Below are 20,326 nucleotides of genomic sequence, written 5' to 3' on the forward strand. Positions count from 1 at the left end.
TAATGGGTACTCGCCGGACAGCCTACCTAACTCGCCTGTTTGACGCGCATGTACCATTCCACCAGCCGGCGAACCTGCCGTTCGGTATATTCCCGCGCGACCATGCGCGAGACGAACTCACTGTGTTTCTTTTCAGTCTCGCTATCCTTCTTCGATCCGAAGGAGATGACCGGCAGCAAATCCTCGACCTGCGAAAACATCCGCTTTTCGATCACTTCCCGGATTTTTTCATAACTGGTCCAGGATGGGTTCTTACCACCATTGTGGGCGCGCGATCTGAGGCAGAACTTGACGATCTCGTTGCGGAAATCCTTGGGATTGGCGATGCCCGCGGGTTTTTCGATCTTCGTCAACTCCTGGTTCAGAAGTTCGCGGTCGAGCAATTGTCCTGTATCGGGGTCCTTGAAATCGACGTCCTCGATCCAGGCATCCGCGTAATCGACGTAACGGTCGAACAGATTCTGACCGTAATCGGAGTAGGATTCCAGATAGGCCTTCTGGATCTCGTTGCCGATGAATTCCGCATAACGCGGCGCCAGTTCTGCCTTGATGAACTCCATATAGCGCTTTTCCGTCTCCTCGGAAAACTGCTCGCGGCGGATAGCCTGTTCCAGAACATACATCAGATGAACGGGGTCGGCGCCGATATCCGTTGTGTCGTGGTTGAAGGTCGACGCAAGGACTTTAAAGGCGAAACGTGTCGATATTCCGTCCATGCCCTCATCGACGCCTGCGGCATCGTGATATTCCTGTACGCTTCTGGCGCGCGGATCGGTTTCCTTCAGGCTTTCGCCGTCATAGGCGCGCATCTTTGAAAAGAGATTGGAATTCTCGTGCTTGCGAAGCCGTGACAGGACGGAGAAGCGGGCCAGCATCTCCAGCGTCGCTGGCGCGCAGGCTGCATCTGCAAGCTCCGAGCCTTCGATCAACTTCTCGTAGATTTTCTGCTCCTCCATGACCCGGAGGCAATAGGGAACCTTGATGACGCAGATGCGGTCGATAAAGGCTTCATTGTTCTTGTTGGCCTTGAAAGTCTGCCATTCCGCTTCGTTCGAATGGGCAAGGATGATACCCGAGAACGGGATCGCACCGATATTCTCGGTGCCCATGTAGTTGCTTTCCTGCGTCGCCGTCAGCAACGGGTGCAGCATCTTGATCGGCGCCTTGAACATCTCGACGAATTCCAGAATGCCCTGATTGGCGCGATTGAGACCGCCGGAATAGCTGTAGGCGTCTGGATCGTTCTGCGAATAGTGCTCGAGCTTGCGGATATCGACCTTGCCGACCAGCGATGAGACGTCCTGGTTGTTCTCGTCACCCGGTTCGGTCTTGGCGATCGCGATCTGGCGAAGCCTGGACGGCTGGATTTTCACGACGCGGAAACGAGAGATATCGCCGTCGAACTCGTCGAGGCGCTTCAGGCACCATGGGCTCATCAGGCCACTGAGGCGACGGGTAGGGATACCGTATTCTTCGAGCAGCAACGGCCCCATGGCCAAGGGATCGAAGAGATTGAGGGGGCTTTCGAAGACCGGGCTCAAGTCGTCGCCGGCCTTCAGCACATAAATGGGATTGACCTCCATGAGTTGCTTCAGGCGCTCCGCAAGCGAAGACTTGCCACCGCCGACGGGACCGAGCAGGTAGAGGATCTGCTTACGCTCTTCCAGGCCTTGGGCTGCATGCCGGAAGAAGGACACGATCCGCTCGATCGTCTCCTCCATACCGAAAAAACCCGCAAAGGCCGGATAGGTTCGGATCGTCCTGTTCATAAAGACCCGCCCGAGCCGCGAATCCTTGGCTGTATCGATGATCTCAGGTTCGCCGATTGCCGCCAGCAGCCGCTCGGTGGCGTTGGCGTAAGCCATCGGATCCTTCTTGCATATGGACAAATAGTCCGCGATAGACATATCCGTCTCGCGGCGAGACTCGTAGTTACGGGTGAACGCATCAAATAGGGAGTTGTTCAGCATAGGCCCTCCTATAAAGGTCTGCCTCAGCGATTTTCGCCTTCGCTAAGTAAGATGGTGCGCCAATGTTTTGAAAGATCAAGGTCCTCCTAGACGGAAATAAGACATCGCTGGCATTCCAGCATCGCTACACAAAAAATTGCGCGTAACCTGCCGATTTGATCCTCGAAAGTTGACCGCCTCTATAGATTTGCGGCAGCACCGGGAGTATTATTCGCGCGCGGTATGAAAGAGAACGCCGCGCACCTTCACGCCATGATGTGAATATGTGTTGGTGCCCCTTAAAGGGCTGCCTGATTCGATGGAGCGAGGATTTCTCGCCGTCCGAATGTGAAATATGCCTTCAAGAACCGCCCGTGAGAAAAGCAAGGCCTGATCGAAAACAGGCCAGCGGCGCAACCCATGCGGTCAAGGCTGAGGGTCCTTCTCACATTGCTATTTGCGCAGCGACCTGTTCTGCCTGAGCCCTGATATCGGGAACGGCGGTAATCTCCCAGAATTGACCGGCTGTCAGCGCGCCGACCGCATAAAGGTTCGATTGCGTCACGCCTTCTGAATTCAGCACGCGCGAATCCCGGTTTACCGAGATTCCGAGCCCAAGCGAATCCGCAACGACAAAGCCCTGCCGGCGCATTTCCTGCAGAAGCGGTGAATGCGCCAACCCCGCCCGTTCCATCCCCGTGCAATTGACGATCCAATCGACTGTGAGAGCGATCGTCTCACGGCGTCCTCTTTTGCGGTATTCGATGCCGATCCCGTCGCCGGCGTCCTTGAGCGTTTTGAGATAGCCGGCGTGGAAATTGACGACGCCCTGCTGCCGCAGTTGCTCGAACCGGTCGCAGATGTCAGGCGCCACGCGATGGCGATGGATGTTCCACCATGGCAGCGCATGCCGCAGGAAACGCGACCGCTGCGCTGGAGCGAGGTTCTGCCAGATCGCCTGGGTCTTGGGCCGCAGCCCATCCATGACGCTTCGCCAGTCGGCCCCCGATCTTACCCGCCGCCTGATATCGTGCAGGATCTGGCTGAGTGTCGTCCCGTTTGCATCGATCTCGATGGCCGCAGGTGATTTCGGATCGCGGGCATGTCCGTGCGGCGCGAGCCCGCGACGGGAGAGAACATCGATGCGGCCGCGGTGCCCATGCGACCGAAGCCCAAGAACCTGATCGATCATGGTAAGGCCCGAGCCCAGGATACAGACCCGATCCTGCGGGCCGACATGTGTCAGCCAGGAAAGGCGCCAGGGATTTTCGATCACATGCGAACGCGTGGCGCTCCCAAGAACTCCGGTATCGACCGGCAATTTCGCATTTCCCAACCCAAGACAGAGGACGACGTGGCGGCCGGCGATTTCGCCGCCATGCTCCAGCAGAAAGCCGAGGGCGCCCGGATAGCGCTCGACGCAACCGGTGGCCTTGGCCTTGATGAAATCGACGCGGCGCCGGTCGTCGCGAGGCCGCAGCAGATCTGCGAGCGTATCCCTGACATAGAGCCCATAATCGCTCCGTGACGCGAAATCGGCATCCCGCGACGGACGGTTCTTGCGGCTCAGCCATTCCACGAAATCGGCCGGCCTGTCCGTGAAGAGGCTCATGCGCGCCGCTGGGACATTCAGCCGGTGGAGATGCATTTCAGTGCGATAGGCCGTGCCTCTGCCAAAACCCGGATCATCGCCGATGACGGCGATCGACGCCGTCTGCGGAAGTTTCCGGACAAGATTGCAGACGACTGCGATCGCAGAAAAGCCGGAGCCGACGACAACAACATCATAAATCAAGCGCTCGTTCCATGAATCACCGGGTGAGGCATCGATGGAACTAGCGCGGCTTGACGACTTGTCACGGTCCCGGACTCTCAACCAAGGTGTTTATACCGGGATCCGTTTCGGCACCGCCGGTAACCGATGTGTCAGCTCTCCGCCTTTGAAGAGCTGAACGCGGCACGCTCGATGCCATAACGCTGCAGCTTGTCATAGAAGGTCTTGCGCGGAATGCCGAGTGTTTCGATCGTTCGGCGCACGTCGCCGCCGTTCCGGGTCAGCGTCTCCCGGATGATATCGGCCTCATAGCGGTCAATTCTCGCCGGCAAAGGGAGCGAGGCCTCTTTGTTCGCCATCCCGTCTTGCTGCGTTTCCGCCGGCGCCGCTTCGAGACCGAGCACGAAGCGCTCGGCGAAGTGGGAGAGCTCGCGTACATTTCCTGGCCAGTCATGGTCTTTCAGATGGCGATGCAGTTCGGGCGCAACAGGCGGAACCGGGCGTTTGAAGCGGTTGGCAGCCCGTTCGGTAAAGTGGGCGAAGAGAAGCGGGATATCGTCGCGCCGATCGCGCAGTGGCGGGATGCTGATCGTCACGACATTGAGCCGGTAATAGAGGTCCTCGCGGAAATCGCCGCGCTCACGCGGATCGCCGAGATCGATCTTGGCAGCGGCCACGACACGCAGGTCGACGGGGCGCACCTCGTTGGTACCGAGCGGCATGACTTCCCGCATTTCCAAGACGCGCAGCATCTGCACCTGCGCGGAAGGCGGCATGCTTTCGATTTCATCGAGGAAGAGTGTCCCACCGCTCGAATGTTCGATGCGGCCGATGCGCTTCTTCTGCGCGCCGGTGAAAGCGCCGGCCTCATGGCCAAAGAGTTCGCTCTCGATCACGGTTTCCGGCAGGGCGCCGCAATTCAGCGCCACAAAGTTTCCCTTTGAGCGACGGCTCCAGCGATGCAGCAGGCTTGCCACCACTTCCTTGCCGCTGCCGGTCTCGCCGGTCACCAGCACATCGACATCCGTGTCGGCGATCTGCCGGAGCGTTCGCCGCAGGCGCTCCATGGCCGGCGTCTGGCCGATCAGCGGCAGGTCGCCTTGTGCCTGCTCGGCCGCCTCGCGCAGCGACCGGTTGTCGAGCACGAGCCGGCGCTTTTCGGCGGCACGATGCACGCTTTGCACCAGCCTGTCGGCCGCGAAAGGCTTGGTGATGAAGTCATAGGCCCCATCCTGGATCGCCTTGACGGCCATCGGGATGTCACCGTGCCCTGTGATCAGGATCACGGGAAGGTCTTCATCGAGCCGGCGGATCCGATCGAAGAGCTGCAATCCGTCGACATGCGGCATGCGGATATCGGAAACGACCACACCCGAGAACTCCGCGGTCAGATCCTTCAGCGCTTCCGTAGCGGCGGAAAAGGTCGAAACAGAAAAGCCGGCAAGCTCCAGCGTCTGTTTCGTCGCCTTCAGGAGATCCTTGTCGTCATCGACCAGCAAGACCGGGATTGCTTCACTCATGCCTGTGCCTTCTGCAGATAAACGGTAAAGCGGGTGCCGCTTTCGTTGCTTTCGACCTCGATACGGCCGCCATAATCGGCAACGATATCCTTAGAAATGACGAGCCCAAGGCCCAGGCCTTTTTCTTTCGAGGTGTTAAAAGGCGAAAAAAGCGAGCCAAGGATGTTCTCCGATATGCCGGGGCCGTTATCTGCCACAGTCACCGCCACCTCGCTGTCCGTCTCCTCGCAGAAGATCTCAACCTTCGCGGCCTCCCTGCCCTCCAGCGCTTCCAGCGCATTCTGGAAGAGGTTGATCAGTACCTGCTCCAGCCGGATGCGGTTGCCGCTCACCTTCAGATCGGCTGCAGGTAGCCTGATATCGAGCGCATCTAATCGGCCGGCAAAACGGCTGCGCAGCAGTACGACCGCGCCTTCGATGACGGCGCGCAGTTCGATCGGCTCCGCCGCAGTGCGGCCCTTGCGGGCAAAGGCCTTCAACTCCTCGGTGATGGTGCCGATGCGCTCCGTCAGGCTGGCAATCGCATCGAGATTGCCGTCGGCCGATTCCGGCTGATGGCGTTTGAGGAAGGTGCGAGCATTGTCGGCATAGGCGCGGATGGTCGCGACCGGCTGGTTGATCTCATGCGCCACGCCGGCGGCGACCTGCCCCAAGATCGCCAGGCGGTTCGCCTGCACCAGTTCCTGCTGCACCACCTGCAGCCGCGCCTCGGTCGCGCGGTGGTCCGATATCTCCTCCTGCAGACGGTCACGGGCGCGGCTCAGGTCCTGTGTGCGCTCCAGCACCCGGCGCTCCAGCTCCTCGCGGGCGGCGCGCTCGGTCGCGATACGCATGACGACGATCTGGCGGCGGCGCAGCAGGAAGGTCATGATCGCCAGCACCGGAATGAGGGCGGCCAATGTCAGCAGCCGCCATTCGCGCACCGAAGAGGCGATCGGCGCTTCGGTCGGCACAAGATATTCGAGTTGCCAGGTTGTCGATGGCACCTCCGTGCGCAATCGCAGGAACTCGCCCTCCCCGGCGCCCGGCATGATGGCATGGACGATTGCGGCTCCAGGCCCCAGCGCCTGCCGTTCGTCGATCGGCAAGGGCAGCAATGGCGCCTCGCCGAATTGCAAACTGCTCCTGATCGCCGCAAGGCTTTCTTGCGGCAGAGGTTTCGCCGTCATAAAGCGCCAGGACGGCAGGCTGGTGATGAGCACGACACCGTGCTCGTCGACAACATAGGCGGGCCGGACAGCATCGCGCCAGTCGGATTCCAGCTGATCGAACTCCATCTTGACGACGACGACACCAAGCGGAGCCGCGGCATCCCCGACCCGCCGGGAAATATAGAGGCCCGGCCGGTTGCTGACATTACCAAGCGCGAAATGCTCCGCCGTGCCCGTTTCCATCGCACGGCGGAAATAATCGCGGAAGGAATAGTCGTTGCCGACAAAACTCAGGGGCTCCCGCCAATTGCTGGAAGCGATCGCGATGCCGTTCTTGCCGGTTACATAGAGAACCGAGGCGCGGGTGCCGGCGACAAGGCTCTGGAGCTTGCGGTCAAGCCCCATGACGGCTTCTCCCTGCCCCGAGGCCAAAGCGTCCCGCACCTGCTGGTCATCGGCAAGGAGCAGCGGCAGAGCCCGTGGCCCCTCGAGCACGGCACGCAGCAGCGCCACCTTGAGATTGGCGTCGGTCTGCCCCTGATCCTCCAGCGCTGCAATTGCCTGCAGGCGGCCGTAGATGCCGGCGCCGTAAAGGGCCGTTCCGATGAGGACGGCGGCGAGCGCCGCAAAGATCAGCCAGACGGATCGGGAGCGCCGGCCAAGCTGTTCAGGCGTCAGTAAAGGTTCATTTGCTGTCCTCTGGAGCATGGCCGCATTGTGCATCTTTTCGCACGGCCAGCAAATCACTTTGTGCGAAAAATCGCACTATCGTTTCTGGGTCAGCCCGACGCATTCAATAATATCAATGAATTAGGCAATTGGAAGTAACTGGCACGCGCGTTGCAAACAAGTCCTCATCAGTCGGGAGGCTGTTTGACCATCATGACTTGGCCGTCGCCCTATTGGCGTCCGGCATAGTGGAGGACACCATGGATATTGCAATGAACGCCGCTACAGAGCGCGGCAAAACTCCCTTTTACCGGCACCTCTACGTGCAGGTTCTCGCCGCCATCGCCGCCGGCATTCTGCTCGGCCACTTCTACCCTGCTCTCGGCGCTTCGCTGCAGCCGCTCGGAGACGCTTTCATCAAGCTCGTGCGCATGGTGATCGCACCCGTCATCTTTCTGACTGTCACGACCGGCATAGCCGGCATGGCCGATCTCAAGAAGTTCGGCCGCGTGGTCGGCAAGGCGCTCGGCTACTTCCTCGTCTTTTCGACGCTGGCGCTCGTCGTTGGCCTCGTTGTTTCCAACGTGCTGCAGCCAGGCGCCGGCATGCATATCGATCCGGCGACGCTCGATACGAAGGCGGTCAACAACTATGCCGCCCAGGCCCATGATGCGACGATCGTCGGCTTTCTGATGAACATCATCCCGGACACGATCGTCGGCGCCTTCGCCAAGGGCGACATCCTGCAGGTGCTATTCTTCTCAGTCGTCTTCGGCATTGCGCTCGGCTCCGTCGGGGAGCGTGGCAAGCCCGTGCTGGATTTCTTCCAGGTTCTGACCGCTCCGGTCTTCCGCCTCGTCGCAATCTTGATGAAATTCGCCCCGATCGGCGCCTTCGGCGCCATGGCCTTCACCATCGGCAAATATGGTATCGGCGCGATCGCCAACCTCGCCTTCCTGATCGGCACCTTCTATCTGACGTCGCTGCTCTTCGTGTTGGTCGTGCTCGGTGCAGTTGCCCGCTACAACGGCTTCTCCATCCTGGCGCTGCTCCGCTATATCAAGGAAGAACTGCTGCTGGTGCTCGGGACTTCGTCCTCGGAAGCCGCCCTGCCCGGCCTGATGAACAAGATGGAACGGGCCGGCTGCAAGCGCTCGGTCGTCGGCCTCGTCATTCCGACCGGCTATTCGTTCAATCTCGACGGCACCAACATCTATATGACGCTGGCTGCACTCTTCATCGCCCAGGCTACTGATACGCATCTGAGCTTCGGCGACCAGATCCTGCTGCTTCTGGTGGCGATGTTGAGCTCCAAGGGTGCTGCGGGCATTACCGGCGCCGGCTTCATCACGCTTGCCGCCACACTCTCAGTCGTCCCCTCGGTTCCGATCGCCGGCATGGCGCTCATCCTCGGCATCGACCGCTTCATGTCGGAATGCCGGGCATTGACGAACCTTGTCGGCAATGCCGTCGCGACTATCGTCGTCGCCCGTTGGGAAAACGAACTCGACCAGACCCGCTTTGCCGCCGCAATGGCCGGCGATTTGCGCGAAGACAGCGACGTGCTTGTTCCAGTGGCGCAGCCCGCCGAGTAAACAACCGACAAAACAAACCCGCCGCCAGTCATACATTGGCGGCGGATTTCATTTGATGTCGACGAGCCGGCACACGTCCGGATCGTCAGCGATCTCTCAGATTTAAAGCGCCAGACCCGTGCCGCGGTCGAAAATATGGACCTGATCGCTGGCGATATTGGCCTCGAAACGGGCGCCGTAGCGGGCGGCATAGTCTCCATCCACCACCGCCGTGACCGGCTGACCGGCCAGATCGAAGACGACGTGCGTCTGGGCGCCGGTCGGCTCGACAAGAAGGGTCTGGCCGGCGAGCGCATTTCCATCCCTGCCGCCCGGCGTCAGATGTTCGGGACGCAGGCCGACTGTCACCACCTGGCCCGGACGGACCTTACGGTCCGGCGCAATGCGGATCGCGGTTCCATCTGAAAGACGGGCTGCAGGCACGCCACCCTCGCCTTCGACAATACCTTCGATGAGGTTCATCGCCGGAGAGCCGATAAAGGCTGCGACGAAGAGATTGGCCGGTTTTTTGTAAAGTTCGAGCGGCGTGCCCTCCTGCTCGATATTGCCCTGGTTCAGGACGACGATGCGGTCGGCGAGCGTCATGGCCTCGATCTGGTCATGCGTAACGTAGATGGACGTCGTCTTGACCTTCTGATGCAACGCCTTGATTTCCGAGCGCATCTGCACACGCAGCTTGGCATCGAGGTTCGATAGCGGCTCGTCGAACAGGAAGACGGCCGGGTTGCGCACGATGGCGCGACCCATGGCGACGCGCTGGCGCTGGCCGCCCGAAAGCTGCGCCGGCTTACGCTCCATGAGCTTCGTCAGATCCAGCATACGCGCGGCCTCAGCCACGCGCTGCTCGATCTGCGGCTTGGGAAGACCTGATAGTTTCAGATTGAAACCCATGTTCTCTGCGACGGTCATATGCGGATAGAGCGCATAGGACTGGAAGACCATGGCGATGTTGCGCTCGCGGGGTGTCAGTTCGTTGACGACGGCGTTGTCGATGATGACCTCACCGCCGCTGATTTCCTCGAGACCAGCGATCATGCGCAGGAGCGTGGACTTGCCGCAGCCGGACGGGCCGACGAGGGCAACGAACTGCCCATCCTCGATCGACAGCGAGATATTATGGATCACATCGAGCGATCCATAGGCCTTGCGAATATTCTTGAGTTCGACAGACGCCATGTGCGTGTCTCCGATGCGGGCTCAGGACTTCACCGCACCGGCGGTCAGGCCGGCGATGATGTGCTTCTGGGCGAGGAAAAAGACGATGATGGTCGGCAGGATGGTCAGCGTGATGAAGGCGAGGATGAGGTGCCAGTCAGTGGCAAACTCCCCTCTGTAGACCATGATGCCGAGCGGCCAGGGATAGAGGCTCTCCGAATTGAGCATGATCAGCGGCACGATATAGCTGTTCCAGCTTCCGACAAAGGAAATGATGCCGACGGTCGCGACGATCGGGCGCGAGAGCGGCAGCGAGATATGCCAGAAGAAGCGCATATAACCGCAGCCATCGACGAAAGCCGCATCGAAGAGCTCCGACGGCAGGTTCCTGAAATAGTTGCGGAACAGCATGATGCTCATGCCGAGCCCGAAGGCCACCTGCGGCAGCACCACACCCCAATATGTATTGAGAAGGCCGAGATCGCGGATGCGGATGTAGAGCGGCAGGATGGCAGTTGCAGCCGGAAACATCAGCCCGATCAGGAAATAGTTCACCAGATAGGTCGAGCCGAAGAAGCGGATATGGGCAAAACAGAAGGCCGCCATGGCACCGAGCGTCAGCGTCAGGAAGACGGTGAGCAGCGCGATCAGCAATGAATTGCCCATCTGCAGCCAGTAGCGATGGCTGACGATGATGTCGATATAGTTGCTCCACTGCCATTCCGTCGGCAGACCGAAGGGATTGCCCCGAAGGTCGGAAAGTGTCTTGAAGCCGCCGAGCGCGGTGCTGATGAGCGGGATGACGACGAGGCCGGCGACGATCAGCAGCGAGACGTACATGTAGATCTGCGTACCGGTGCGGACCTTGCGGCCGGCGCTATTTGCCGATGCGGCATCGATAGGTGGTGCGGTTGAGATATCAGTCATTGCGCATGAATATCCGCTTGTAGCTGAAGGCGAGCGTGACGCAGATCAGGAACAGCACGACGCCGACGGCGCTGCCGAAACCGACCTGCATGCGGGTCACCCCGAAATTATAAAGGAAGGTCACCATCGTTTGCGTCGAGTTCGACGGACCGCCGCCAGTCAGCGGCATGATCATGTCGAAGAGCTGCAGAGAGCCGACGACGCCGAAGAAGACGGACAGGCGAACGGTGGAGCCGAGAAGCGGCAACGTGACGTGCCGGAATTTCTGCCAACCGGTCGCGCCATCGATATCGGCCGCCTCCAGCACGCTCTTGTCGATCGCCTGAAGGCCGGCAATGAAGAGCATCATGTGAAAGCCGAAATACTTCCAGACGATGACGCCGAGAATGGCATACATGGCGACGTCGCGATCGGCGAGCCAGAAGGGTGGCTCAACGCCGATCATATGCGAAATGCCGGCGACCAGGCCGAAATCGCCGTCATAGACGAAGCGCCAGATCATGCCGGCGGCAACGTCGGCCAGAACATAGGGCAGGAAGAAGATGAGGCGAAAGAACAGCGCGCCCTTGATCTTGGTGGAGACCATTGTCGCGAGCCATAGCGCCAGCGGGATCTGCACACAGAGCGAGATGAGGACGATCAGGCCGTTATTGATGAGCGCCTGGGTAAAGGCACCGTTGCGGAAAATGAGCTGGTAATTGCGGAAGCCGATCCATTGCGTCGGGTCGCCGTAGCCATTCCAGTTATAGAAGGAATACCATGCGGCTTCGCCCATCGGTACGATGACGAGCAGCGTGAAAAGCATCAATGCCGGCGGCAGGAAAAGGATCAGCACCGGCCATTTGCTGTGGGCCAGCGAACGCTTGTGCCGGCGCGGGGCCACTTTGGCGCTCGTCCCTGCCACATTTGCTGACATGAAAGTATCACTCATCGGTCTCTAGGACTCCTCGGGCGAATTCGCGACTGCGCCGCGAGTGAGAAGGAGCCGGCGCTCGGTTCGAGCGCCGGCGGATTTTTTACTTCGCTTCGAGCGAGTAGGCGTCCTGGATCTGCTGGGCAGCGTCGGCCGGCGAAGTCGAGCCAGAGACGATCTCCATCGTCATGTCGTTGACGACACCACCGACATTCGGGCCGAGATCCTGATCGAGGAAGTTCTGGTGCCAAGTTTCCTGATCGAGAGCGACCGCGCTGTCCTTCAGAAGCACGTTCTTAACGCCATCGGCTGCGCCCTTGGCGACGGGGATGATACCGGTCTTCTGAGCCAACAGCTTCTGATTTTCCGGATTGCCGAGGAACTTCAGGAACTCTTCGGTTTCCGGAGGCGCATTCTTGGTGACGACCCAACCGTTCAGACGACCGAGGTAATCGGTCGCGAGACCCGGAGCGCCTTCGACGACCGGGAACGGGAAGCGGCCGATATTGTCGTCCGGCTGACCCTTTCCGCTGGTTGAGCTCGCACGCGAGGTGTCGTTGGTGTTTTCAAAGCCGAGCAGCATGGCCGCGCGTCCGTCGCCGAAAGCAGCAAGCGCATCGTTCCAGGTGGCGCCAAGATAGCCGTTCTGGAAGGGTTCGAGCTTGCCGAGTTCGGCGAGATGCTCGCCGGCCTTCACGAAGGCTTCACCGGCAAAACCATCACCCTCGCCAGCCTTGGCCTTTTCGAAGCCATCATGGCCGGCTTCGCGCATGGCGAGATAGCCCCAATAGAAATGGATCGGCCACTTATCACCGCCACCGCCGGCGATCGGCACGATGCCTGCGGCCTTCAGCGTCTTCACGGCGCTGAGGAAATCGCCCCAGGTCTTGATCTTGCTGGCATCGACATTGGCCTTCTTGAACAATTCCTTGTTGTAGAAGAAGGAGACGAGGCCAGTCTTGTAGGGCGCTGCCCAGACCTTGCCGTCGAAGGTCATGCCGTCGATCGTGGCAGCACTGGTGCCGTTGCGCCATGCGCCGCCATCGGCGTCAAGGGCGGCATCGATCGGCCGCAGCATACCGGTCTCGGCTTGCGCCTTCAGCACGCCGCCACCCCAGGTGTAGAAGAAGCTCGGGGCTTCGTTCGACTGCAGGAGCGTCGGAAGCTTGGCCTTGAAGGCCTGGTTTTCGAGGAACTGCAGCTCGACCTTGACGCCGGGGTGGCTCGCTTCGAAGTCCTTGGCGAGCTTGTTCCACACCTCGAGGGTGCCCGGAACCTGCTCCAGGTGGAGCCAGCGGATGGTCGTATCGGCGGCAGCCGTTACCGTTGATGCACAGTAACCGGCAACCGCGATTGCGATCGCCGACAGCATGTTGATGCGATGAGTTTTGGTAGTCAGCACTTGGCACTCCTCCCGAGGCGCTTTATTTCTGTATCCGGATTAAATAATCGCAACCTTTGCCTTTCTGTCAATACCCTGCCTGAAAAAGCGGCAGAAGATGCGCAAAATGATGCCATTATGGAAATTCCTGTTGCGCGATTGTGAAAATCAGATCTACAACAAGGCGAATTTAATTTGCCTCTCGAATAAAATCGCGAGGCCTATGACAGTTTAGGTGCGCACGAGACGATGAAGACTGCCGATCCTGAATTGATGCGTGCCATCAACCGCTTGAACGTGCTGGATACGATCCGGCGCCACGGCCCGATCTCCCGCATCCAGATCAGCGAACGCACCGAATTGTCCACGACGACAGTTTCGGCCATTACCGCTTCGCTTCTCGACGACGGGCTCATTTTGCCCATTCACGAGGGTGATATCCGCAACGAGGCAGTGCGTGGCAGGCCGCGCGTCATGCTGGAGGTCAATCCGGATGCCGCCCGCGTAGTTGGCGCCAAGATTGCCGCCAGCCGCATGATCTTCGTGGTTACCAATTTCCGCGGCGACGTGCTCTCCAAGCTCGCCCTGCCGATCCGCATCGATCGGCAGCCGATTGCCGTGATTGCCGACCTCATCGAGGATGGCGTGCGGCGCTGCGTCGTCGATATCGGCCTCTCGCTCGATGATATCGACAGCATCTGCCTGGCACTCCCTGGCGTCATCGAGCACCGTACCGGCCATATCCGTTCAAGCCCCATCTTCCGCGAAGTCAACATTGATTTTGCTGCGGAAATGTCGGCCCGCCTGTCGACGCCGACCATCATCGAGAGCGACGCACATGCCATCACGCTTGGCCATCATTGGTTCGGCAAGGCCCGCGATCTCGAAGACATGGTGCTGATCTCGCTGGAGCAGACACTCGGTCTCGGCGTGCTGCACGACAACCAGCTTTTCCGCGGCGCTGGCGGCCTCAGCCACAATCTCGGCGATCTTGTCCTCGGCATGGGTCAGCAGGGCGTGGTGCGTCTTTCCAGCCAGGCCGGTGAAAGCGCCATTCTCGGCGAACAACAGGCCGATGGCCGCTTTGCCGAAGCGGTACGCCTCGGCCGAGGCATGACCCATGTTCAGGCGCTGATCCAGGCCGATGACGACCGTCTGATCGGCGCGGCCATGCGCGCCGGCGAGGCGGTGGGGCTGACCATTGCCAATATCGTCACCCTGTTTGCGCCACCGCGCGTTATTCTCGTCGGCTCCTCGCTTGCGCTGGGTGAGCCCTTCCTCAACAGTCTGCGGGATGCCTATGCGCTGGCTATCCCGCCGTCCCTGCAAGGCGTCAGTGAACTCGTTTTCGATGATTCGACCGACGACTTCTGGGCGCAGGGTGCTGCCGCTGTTGCGCTTTATGAACTCTACGAATCGCCCTGGAGCACTACAGGACCGGCGCTCTGACGCGCAAAAATCAGTATTTATGGAGGATATGATGGAAAAAGTCGGCATCGGCATCATTGGATGCGGCAATATTTCGGGCGCCTATCTGAAGGCGATGACATCCGCATTCCCGATTCTCGAGATCCGCGGACTGGCCGACCTCAATCGCGAACTTGCAGAGGCAAAAGCCAACGAATTCAATCTTCATGCCAGGTCTGTCGAAGAGCTCCTGGCCGATCCGAAGGTCGAAATCATCGTCAACCTGACCATTCCGAAGGCCCACGTTGCAGTCGGTCTGCAGGCACTGGAGGCCGGCAAGCATACCTATTCGGAAAAGCCGGTGGGGATTAATTTCGCGGAAGGGAAAAAATTGGCGGATGCCGCCAAGGCCAAGGGTCTGCGCATCGGCGCTGCCCCTGACACCTTCCTTGGCGGCGGCCACCAGACCGCCCGCGCCCTGATCGACGAGGGCGTCATCGGCATTCCAGTCGGCGGCACCGCGACCTTCATGTGCCCGGGCCATGAGCGCTGGCATCCCAATCCGGCCTTCTATTATGAAGTCGGCGGCGGCCCGATGCTCGACATGGGTCCCTATTACATCACCGACCTCGTCAATCTGCTGGGGCCGGTTGCCAAGGTCGCCGGTTTTGCGGTCACGCCGCGCGATGAGCGCATCATCACCAGCGAGCCGCGCAATGGCGAGCGCATTCCGGTTCATATCCCGACGCATGTGGCCGGCGTGATGGCTTTCGCCAATGGCGCTGTCGTACAGATCGGCATGAGCTTCGATGTGGCAGGCCACAAGCATGTGCCGCTCGAAGTCTACGGCACCGAAGGCACGCTGATCGTGCCGGATCCGAACCGTTTTGCCGGCCCGGTCGAATATCTGAAGAAGGGCGGCCAGTTCGAGGACCAGCCCGTGACGCTGCCCTATGCCGACGGCAATTATCGCTCCCTCGGTGTGGCCGATCTCGCCCACGCGATCCGCTCGAACCGGCCGCATCGCGCAAATGGCGATCTGGCGCTGCATGTGCTCGAGGTGATGGAAGCCTTCCAGAAGGCATCTGACACCGGCAGCACGGTAACGCTCACCACGACAACGGAGCGCCCTGCTCCGCTTTCTCAATCCCTCGTCGACGGACTGCTCGGTAAGTAACATTCAGGAGGAATACACGATGCGTGAAGCACTGATCGTCTGGGGCGGCTGGGCCGGCCACGAACCGGAACAATGCGCCGCAATCATCAAGGACATACTCGAGGAAGACGGCTTCAAGGTCTATGTGGAGCACAGCACGGAGGCCTTCGCCGATCCGTCGATCCACGATCTGAGCCTGATCGTTCCCGTCATCACCATGTCGAAGATCGAGAAGGAAGAGGTCAAGAACCTCGCTGCCGCGATCGAAAGCGGCGTCGGCATTGCCGGCTATCACGGCGGCGCCGGCGACAGCTTCCGCGAATCGACCGATTACCAGTTCATCATCGGCGGCCAATGGGTTGCCCATCCCGGCAATATCATAAACTACACCGTCAACATCACCCGGCCGGACGACCCGCTAATGGAGGGGATCACCGATTTCCCCTATAATTCCGAACAATATTACATGCATGTCGATCCCTCGAACGAGGTGCTGGCGACGACGACTTTCACCGGCGAACATGCCTACTGGATCGACGGCGTGACGATGCCGGTTGTCTGGAAGCGGAAATATGGCAAGGGTCGCGTCTTCTATTCCTCACTCGGCCATGTCGCCAAGGAATTCGACGTGCCGCAGATGAAGACGATCTTCCGCCGCGGCGCCAATTGGGCAGCGCGCTGATCGGTTCGACGTTGGGGCTGCCGGTGTCTCGCCGGCAGCCCCACATGAAAAGTGCATATTTGGGCACGACACGGGTGCCAAATCCGTCGATATGCGTTACTGCTGTGGAAAGAACGAACCAGACAGCAAGACAATGAGCGATAACGTTATCAAGTTTCGCAAGCCGAAGCCCCCGCCGAAAGCCCCCAATCCCATGCTCCGCAAGCTCGTGATCATCGCCGCGGTGATCATCGTGTTTGCATTGGCCTGGGTCTATGTCCAGGTCACCGGCGTCCAGCCGCAATAATCCAGCGAGGGATCGTCCGATGAGCGTTCGCCCGCCGCAATCCTTCAGGCAGTCTTTTTCGGCCGAAGGCGGGGTGAATGTACTCGAATACGAGCTCATGTCGGAGCGCGCCAGTTCACTCGGACGCAACGGTCTCAAAGTCGAATCGGCTCTCTCAGCCCTGAAGGCCTGGAATCCCGATCGCGATAGTGCCGAGCAGCGCGAAACGCTGATCAACGAGGCGTCCGATGCCGTTTGGGCGCTCTTCGTCCAGCGCGAGATCTGCGGGCTGCGCAACAACAGGGATATTGTCCAGCGTTACGCCATTCCCGGCGAAGTGCTGGCGCGGGTCGGCGTCGTCAGGAAATAGCGGCGGTCAGGCTCTGTGTCGCAGGCGCCGGATGCGAGAGAACGAATGCGCGCGCCTCTTTTTCCAGCCATTCGCAAAAGAGCGTGGATTTGCGGTTTCGCCTCGCCCGGCGCAAGGCCACGTACTCATGGCCGCTTTCCAGAAATCCATGCGGCGCCACCAACCGGCCGAGGCGAACATCATCCGTCACATAGGGCCAGGGCACGACGCAGACGCCAAGCCCGGCATTGGCCGCCTCCAGCATGAAATAGAAATGCTCATATTCGACACGGCCACCAGCTTCGACGGTGATGCCCGAGCGAGCAAGCCAGTCACCCCAGGCGCGTAGACGGCTGCGGGTATGAAGGCGAGCGGCACCTGTGAAGCGTTCGCCGACAATTTCCGCCAATGCCGGCGAAAGCACGGGACCGGTCTGTTCGGGAAAGAGCGGGATGACATCCGCACCGGCTGGCCAGGGTGCTGTTCCAACGCGGATAGCGACATCGAAGCTGTCGCGGGCAAAATCCACCGGACGTGAAGAGGCGGTCAGGCGCACATCGATATCGGGATATTCCGCCTGAAACCGGTAGAGCCTTGGGATCAGCCAGCGCATGGTGAAGGTTCCGGGGCAGGATACATCGAGCGCACCATCCTCGGTATCGGCCACCGCGCGGACGGACGTGTCGATCTGGTCGAAGGCGGCATTCAGACCTGACAGAAGCGTCGTGCCGGCCTCGGTCAGACGCAGCCGGTTCTTCGGGCCTTCAAAGAGGGGAACGCCGAGCACATTTTCGAGATGCTGGATCTGGCGGCTGACGGCGCTATGGGTGACGTTCAGTTCGTCCGCGGCGAGCGTCATGCGCCCGAGACGGCCGGCGGCTTCGAAAGCGCGGAGCGCATTAAGCGATGGAATGCGGCGAGCCATGTGCATTTTCCGAACAATATTTGTTCGATCATATCGATTTTCACACTGCATTCCATGGTGTTTCTTGCGGTTCGCAAATTAGCGAATGCCTTTTCAGGAACAACAAACGCCGGAGAGCTCAGCGCTCCGGCAACAGCGGCGCTTTGCCTTTTGAAGCAGTCATGGAGACCGATCGTGAACAGCAGACACAGGGACGGAAGTGCGGGCGACGCCAATTACGGCGTGATCGGTACAAATTACACCAGGTACCGCCAGCCCGATCCGCATATCGCCGAATTCATCCGCGCCGCACTTGGCAACGCCGAGACCGTTCTGAATGTCGGCGCAGGTGCAGGCTCCTACGAGCCGGTCGACCGGAAGGTGACACCAGTAGAACCTTCTGCATGCATGCGCGCCCAACGCCCGGACCATCTGCCCGAGGCAATCGATGCAACGGCCGAAAAACTTCCCTTCGCAGATCAATCATTCGACGCGAGCATGGCGACCTTCACTGTGCATCAATGGTCGGACCTCAAAACTGGTGTTTCAGAAATGCGTCGTGTTTCGCGCGGTCCCGTGCTGATCTTGAGCTGCGATCCCAATGAACTGGAACACTCATGGCTGTTCGACTATGCGCCGGAGATGATCGCCGTCGAGGCAAGCCGCTATCCGGCCCTGCAGACCGTCGCCGATCATCTCGGCGGCACAATTGAGATATTGCCCGTGCCGATCCCGCTTGCCTGCATCGATGGTTTCGGCGAGGCCTACTACGGTCGGCCGGAGCTTATGCTCGATCCCGGCGCCCGGCTTGCAAATTCGGCCTGGAGCTTCGTCGATCCATCGATCGGCGAACGCTTCGTGACCGAACTCGGCCGCGATCTCAAGGATGGCACGTGGGATGCGCGTTACGGGCATCTGCGCACGCAACCCTTCTTCGAAGGTTCACTGCGCCTGATCGTCGCCCTGCCCTGACAGCCTTAGCTGAAGAAGCGATTCTCCGGTCGCGGCAGGCCAAGATGTTCGCGCAGCGTCGTGCCTTCGTACTCGGTACGGAATAGGCCACGGCGCTGCAGTTCAGGCACCAGGCGCGTGGTCACGTCGTCAAGCCCCTGCGGCAGGTAGGGGAAGACGACGTTGAAACCGTCAGAGCCCTCTTCGTCCAGCCAACGTTCCATCTCGCCGGCAATGCTTGCAGGCGTGCCAACAAAGGCAAGACCGGAATAGCCGCCGTAACGCTGGGCGAGCTGCCGGACGGTGAGGTTTTCCTCCTGCGCCAGCTTGATGACCTGACCGCGGCCCGTCTTACTGGCATTGGTATCGGGAATATCCTTGGGCAGCGGCGCATCCGGGTCGAAGCCCGAGGCATCATGGCCAAGCGCGATCGACAGCGAGGCGATGGCGCTGTCATAGTGAACGAGACTGTCGAGGGCGAGGCGCTTGGCGCGCGCCTCCTCGATGCTGTCGCCGATGACAACAAAGGCGGCCGGCAGCAGTTTCAGGTGATCGCGGTTGCGGCCGATCGCCTCCATCCGGCCCTTGATGTCGGCATAGAGAGCCTTGCCGCCTTCGAGATCACGCGGCGAACAGAAGACCACTTCGGCGGTTTCCGCGGCCAACTGGCGGCCGGGATCCGACTGGCCGGCCTGCACGATAACGGGCCAGCCCTGAACCGGTCGGGCAATATTCAACGGCCCGCGCACGCTCAGTTCCTCGCCCTTGTGGTTGAGCACATGCATTTTTTCGGGATCGAAATAAATGCCGCTCTCGCGGTCACGAATGAAGGCGTCGTCGGCGAAGCTGTCCCAGAGGCCGGTAACGACATCGTAGAACTCGCGCGCCCGCTTGTAGCGCTCGCCATGTTCCACATGCTCGTCAAGGCCGAAATTGAGCGCAGCATCGGGATTGGAGGTCGTGACGATATTCCACGCGGCGCGGCCATTGCTGATGTGATCGAGCGAAGCGAAACGGCGGGCCACATGGTAGGGCTCGTCGAAGGTCGTCGATGCCGTTGCAGCGAGCCCAATCCTCTCGGTGACGGAGGCAAGCGCGGACAGCAGCGTGAAGGGCTCGAAGGAAGTCACGGTGTGACTGCGCTTCAGCGCTTCGACCGGCATGTTGAGCACCGCCAGGTGATCGGCCATAAAGAAGGCATCAAATTTCGCGGCCTCGAGCTTCTGCGCGAAGGATTTGATATGAGCGAAATTGAAATTGGCATCCGGATAGGAGCCGGGATAGCGCCATGCGCCGGTGTGCAGGCTAACGGGACGCATGAAGGCGCCGAGGCGCAACTGCCGTGAACGGGTCATGTTTTTCCTCATGGATCGGGCGAAGCGGCCGCCTGCCCTCTGCTGAACGGTGATGCCGGAACGACGTATCCGTTCGGGTTACGTAGGCGTTGGCGCACAGCAATTCGAGATCAGCCTTGGCATTTTCTGGTGGCGATTTCACCGGCAATCCGGTCAATTCCCGGTGAGATGGATAGGGGCAGACGTTAGCCGTGCCGACGCGCCTCGCAGAAGCAAGCACTTT

Annotated in this window: 17 protein-coding genes; 7 read left to right on the forward strand and 10 right to left on the reverse strand. The window is 60.2% G+C overall.

Annotated features, from left to right (window positions below):
- Positions 1–26: 26 nt before the first annotated feature.
- From AB8B33_RS29940 to AB8B33_RS29955, 4 genes are all read right to left on the reverse strand, one after another.
- On the reverse strand, positions 27–1,970 hold the full coding sequence (locus AB8B33_RS29940) for a PrkA family serine protein kinase (protein ID WP_439018149.1): 1,944 nt from the start codon (positions 1,968–1,970) through the stop codon (positions 27–29).
- Positions 1,971–2,394: 424 nt separating this feature from the next.
- On the reverse strand, positions 2,395–3,744 hold the full coding sequence (locus AB8B33_RS29945; protein ID WP_439018150.1) for an FAD/NAD(P)-binding protein: 1,350 nt from the start codon (positions 3,742–3,744) through the stop codon (positions 2,395–2,397).
- Positions 3,745–3,875: 131 nt separating this feature from the next.
- Positions 3,876–5,243 carry a sigma-54-dependent transcriptional regulator gene (locus AB8B33_RS29950; RefSeq protein WP_439018151.1) on the reverse strand — a complete coding sequence of 456 codons (1,368 nt, stop codon included), beginning with the start codon at positions 5,241–5,243 and terminating at the stop codon, positions 3,876–3,878.
- Complete coding sequence (locus tag AB8B33_RS29955) at positions 5,240–7,102, reverse strand: sensor histidine kinase (RefSeq protein WP_439018152.1); 1,863 nt, start codon at positions 7,100–7,102, stop codon at positions 5,240–5,242. Before AB8B33_RS29955 ends, AB8B33_RS29950 begins: the two co-directional genes overlap by 4 nt.
- Positions 7,103–7,323: 221 nt before the next feature.
- On the opposite strand from AB8B33_RS29955, the gene AB8B33_RS29960 reads away from it, so the two are divergent.
- Complete coding sequence (locus AB8B33_RS29960) at positions 7,324–8,658, forward strand: dicarboxylate/amino acid:cation symporter (protein ID WP_439018153.1); 1,335 nt, start codon at positions 7,324–7,326, stop codon at positions 8,656–8,658.
- Between the two features lie 102 nt (positions 8,659–8,760).
- Here AB8B33_RS29960 and AB8B33_RS29965 read toward each other — a convergent pair whose 3' ends face one another.
- The 4 genes from AB8B33_RS29965 to AB8B33_RS29980 all read right to left on the reverse strand — a co-directional run bounded on the left by AB8B33_RS29965 (position 8,761) and on the right by AB8B33_RS29980 (position 13,025).
- On the reverse strand, positions 8,761–9,834 hold the full coding sequence (locus AB8B33_RS29965) for an ABC transporter ATP-binding protein (protein WP_439018154.1): 1,074 nt from the start codon (positions 9,832–9,834) through the stop codon (positions 8,761–8,763).
- 21 nt (positions 9,835–9,855) lie between these two features.
- Positions 9,856–10,653 carry a carbohydrate ABC transporter permease gene (locus AB8B33_RS29970; RefSeq protein ID WP_112572501.1) on the reverse strand — a complete coding sequence of 266 codons (798 nt, stop codon included), beginning with the start codon at positions 10,651–10,653 and terminating at the stop codon, positions 9,856–9,858.
- A 79-nt stretch (positions 10,654–10,732) separates the two neighbouring features.
- Positions 10,733–11,656 (reverse strand): carbohydrate ABC transporter permease, encoded by a 924-nt coding sequence (locus tag AB8B33_RS29975; RefSeq protein WP_439018888.1) that lies wholly within the window; start codon positions 11,654–11,656, stop codon positions 10,733–10,735.
- A gap of 100 nt (positions 11,657–11,756) precedes the next feature.
- On the reverse strand, positions 11,757–13,025 hold the full coding sequence (locus AB8B33_RS29980) for an extracellular solute-binding protein (RefSeq protein ID WP_439018889.1): 1,269 nt from the start codon (positions 13,023–13,025) through the stop codon (positions 11,757–11,759).
- Between the two features lie 258 nt (positions 13,026–13,283).
- On the opposite strand from AB8B33_RS29980, the gene AB8B33_RS29985 reads away from it, so the two are divergent.
- From AB8B33_RS29985 to AB8B33_RS30005, 5 genes are all read left to right on the forward strand, one after another.
- The gene (locus AB8B33_RS29985) at positions 13,284–14,483 is read left to right on the forward strand and encodes an ROK family transcriptional regulator (protein WP_113322991.1); all 1,200 of its coding nucleotides are present in this window, start codon (positions 13,284–13,286) and stop codon (positions 14,481–14,483) included.
- A gap of 31 nt (positions 14,484–14,514) precedes the next feature.
- Positions 14,515–15,618 carry a Gfo/Idh/MocA family protein gene (locus tag AB8B33_RS29990; protein ID WP_439018155.1) on the forward strand — a complete coding sequence of 368 codons (1,104 nt, stop codon included), beginning with the start codon at positions 14,515–14,517 and terminating at the stop codon, positions 15,616–15,618.
- A 19-nt stretch (positions 15,619–15,637) separates the two neighbouring features.
- A complete protein-coding gene (locus tag AB8B33_RS29995) occupies positions 15,638–16,279 on the forward strand; it encodes a ThuA domain-containing protein (RefSeq protein ID WP_113322992.1) in 642 nt (213 codons plus the stop codon).
- A gap of 133 nt (positions 16,280–16,412) precedes the next feature.
- Entirely contained in the window at positions 16,413–16,565 is a 153-nt protein-coding gene (locus AB8B33_RS30000; protein ID WP_310381983.1) for a hypothetical protein, read from the forward strand.
- A gap of 19 nt (positions 16,566–16,584) precedes the next feature.
- Entirely contained in the window at positions 16,585–16,914 is a 330-nt protein-coding gene (locus tag AB8B33_RS30005) for a DUF6665 family protein (RefSeq protein WP_113322993.1), read from the forward strand.
- On the opposite strand, the gene AB8B33_RS30010 is transcribed toward AB8B33_RS30005, so the two are convergent.
- On the reverse strand, positions 16,904–17,818 hold the full coding sequence (locus AB8B33_RS30010; protein ID WP_439018156.1) for a LysR family transcriptional regulator: 915 nt from the start codon (positions 17,816–17,818) through the stop codon (positions 16,904–16,906). The two genes, AB8B33_RS30005 and AB8B33_RS30010, sit on opposite strands and share 11 nt — an antisense overlap.
- Positions 17,819–17,992: 174 nt before the next feature.
- Between AB8B33_RS30010 and AB8B33_RS30015 the strand changes: the two genes are divergently transcribed.
- Positions 17,993–18,769, forward strand: coding sequence for a class I SAM-dependent methyltransferase (locus AB8B33_RS30015; RefSeq protein WP_439018157.1), 777 nt, complete (start codon positions 17,993–17,995; stop codon positions 18,767–18,769).
- 5 nt (positions 18,770–18,774) lie between these two features.
- Here AB8B33_RS30015 and AB8B33_RS30020 read toward each other — a convergent pair whose 3' ends face one another.
- Positions 18,775–20,103 carry an LLM class flavin-dependent oxidoreductase gene (locus tag AB8B33_RS30020; RefSeq protein WP_439018158.1) on the reverse strand — a complete coding sequence of 443 codons (1,329 nt, stop codon included), beginning with the start codon at positions 20,101–20,103 and terminating at the stop codon, positions 18,775–18,777.
- Between the last annotated feature and the right edge of the window lie 223 nt (positions 20,104–20,326).

It is taken from the genome of Rhizobium sp. 768_B6_N1_8 (assembly GCF_051811225.1).
Taxonomy (GTDB): domain Bacteria; phylum Pseudomonadota; class Alphaproteobacteria; order Rhizobiales; family Rhizobiaceae; genus Rhizobium.